The sequence below is a fragment of the Kitasatospora sp. MY 5-36 genome, from assembly GCF_001182915.1.
In the GTDB taxonomy this organism is placed as follows: Bacteria; Actinomycetota; Actinomycetes; order Streptomycetales; family Streptomycetaceae; genus Kitasatospora.
This window is the reverse complement of record NZ_LFVW01001103.1, coordinates 1-1,887: the sequence shown is the minus strand read 5'-3', so window position 1 is coordinate 1,887 and position 1,887 is coordinate 1. Positions and strand designations below refer to the sequence as shown.

The 1,887-nt window shown below is 74.6% G+C and carries 1 protein-coding gene and 1 pseudogene; one reads left to right on the top strand and one right to left on the bottom strand.

Going from position 1 to position 1,887, the window contains the following annotated elements:
- Window positions 1-518, bottom strand: a pseudogene (locus AE652_RS48835) (hypothetical protein); the annotation flags it as partial.
- Window positions 519-949: 431 nt separating this feature from the next.
- Between AE652_RS48835 and AE652_RS48830 the strand changes: the two are divergent.
- Entirely contained in the window at window positions 950-1,756 is an 807-nt protein-coding gene (locus AE652_RS48830) for a GNAT family N-acetyltransferase (RefSeq protein WP_049660815.1), read from the top strand.
- Window positions 1,757-1,887 lie beyond the last annotated feature (131 nt).

The following is a 1,887-nucleotide window of genomic DNA, read 5'->3' as shown; positions in this document are numbered from 1 at the left end:
CCGCCGAGCGGACCGCCGCCCGGCCCGGCGGCGACGGTGCCGCCGCCGTTCGGGCCCGGGGCGCCGCCGCCGTAGCCGGGGTGGCCGGAATGACCGGGGTGACCGAGCTGGCCGCCGTAGCCCGGGTGGCCGGAATGGCCGGGGTGGGCGGGATGTCCCGGGTGGCTGGAATGGCCCGGGTGCTCGCCGCCGTAGGTCTGGCCGGGACTGACGGGTCCTCGACTGACGGGTTGTCCGCCGAAGGACTGTCCGCCGAAGGCCGGCTGGCCCCCGTAGGCGGGCTGTCCTCCGTAGGATGCCGCCGCGCCGTGGTCCGCCGTGGCCGGCGCCGCGCCGGGGCCGATGCCGGTGCCCGCCCCGGGGGAGGGCACCGCGGAGTACGAGGAGTGCGAGGCGGCGCCCGGGGTGCCGGAGGTGCGGGTGGTGGCGATCGCGGCGGTGCCAGTGCTTCTCGCGGACCGACCCGAGCTGCCGGCCGCCGCCTGGCCGCTGTCAGGACCCGCGTCGCTCCTGCTCACCCTGCTCAAGGCGCTCAAGCCCCCTCGGTGGTGTGGTGTGGGTGGTGCGGCACTGCTGGCCAAGATCGAAATCTATCGGGTGGACCATTGCCGTTGTGACAAGTTCACCATCCGACGCTATGTCGACATGGCAATTTGGCGTGATGCATTCGATCACGAAGCGTGGCACCCGTCGACCTTTCTGGGAAGAGGGCCGGGGCAACGGTGGCTGGTTGTCGCGGGACGGTTCCTGGGGCGTCCGGCTCCGGTGCGCCCGGCCGGCTGGTCTGGGCTGCGGATTTGCCCAAGCGGGAGGGATCGGCGCGAAATTGACCGAAAATCGGCGGTGCACGAGGGGGCGCACGGGGAGAAGTCGTGCGCCTCCCAGGCTTCATCCGGCCAAGCCTGGGACGGCGGAACCGGGAACCGGAGCACCGGGTTACGGTCCTGCCGTGAACACCAACAGCCGGCTCGAACGGGCCAACGACAACGCCGCCGCCTTCTGGCTCGCCCAAGCCCGCGTCCACGGCTGGCAGTCCCGCACCCGCCCGGGGCTGACCGCGGTCCGGTGCGCCCGGACCCCGGACGACGCGCACCGCATCGTGGTGACCCGCCCCTACGACGAACTGGCCGCCGTGGAGCAGGAGTTGGCGGAGCTGATGGCCGATTGGTCGACCATACGCTGCACCGTGGAGGACCCGTACGACGGGCTCGACCTCACCGGCCTCGGCGCCACCCGGATGCCGCTCATGCCGGTGATGGTCCGGGACCCGGGGCCGGTCGAGGGTGCGACTACCGACCTGCCCGTGGTCTCGGAGGCGCACGGGGGCGGCGTCCTGACGGTCGATGAGGCGCGGGACGGCGACAGCTTCGCCCTGGTCGAGCGGACGATCGTGGAGGGCTTCCCGCTGCCCGCCCGACAGCCCTGGGTCCGGGGCGAGGCCCTCCCGGAGCGACTGCTGGACGTACCCGGCTGGCGGGGCTGGCTCGGCCGCGTCGACGGCGCGGTGGCGGGCACCTGCCTCACCTATGACGACGGCCAGGCAACCGGCGTGTACTGGGTCGCCACCCTGCCCGACCGGCGCGGCCGGGGCGCGGCCCGCGCCGTCCTCCGGACCGCCCTGGCCCACGCGCACCCGGACCGCCCGGCCACCCTGGTCGCCACCGCGCTCGGCGAACCGCTCTACCGAAAGCTCGGGTTCGTCGAGCAGGCCCGCACCTGCTGGTGGACCCGTACGGCGGTGGCGGCGACGGCGTAGCCGGGGCGGCGGGTGGAGTCGGTGGAGCGGGCGAACGGCTGACGGCGGCGCGGGGGCGGGCAGGGGGGCGGCAGGGGCGGTGGGGGAGCGGGGCCGGAGCGGGGCAGGGAAGTAGGGGGCGGGGAAGTGGA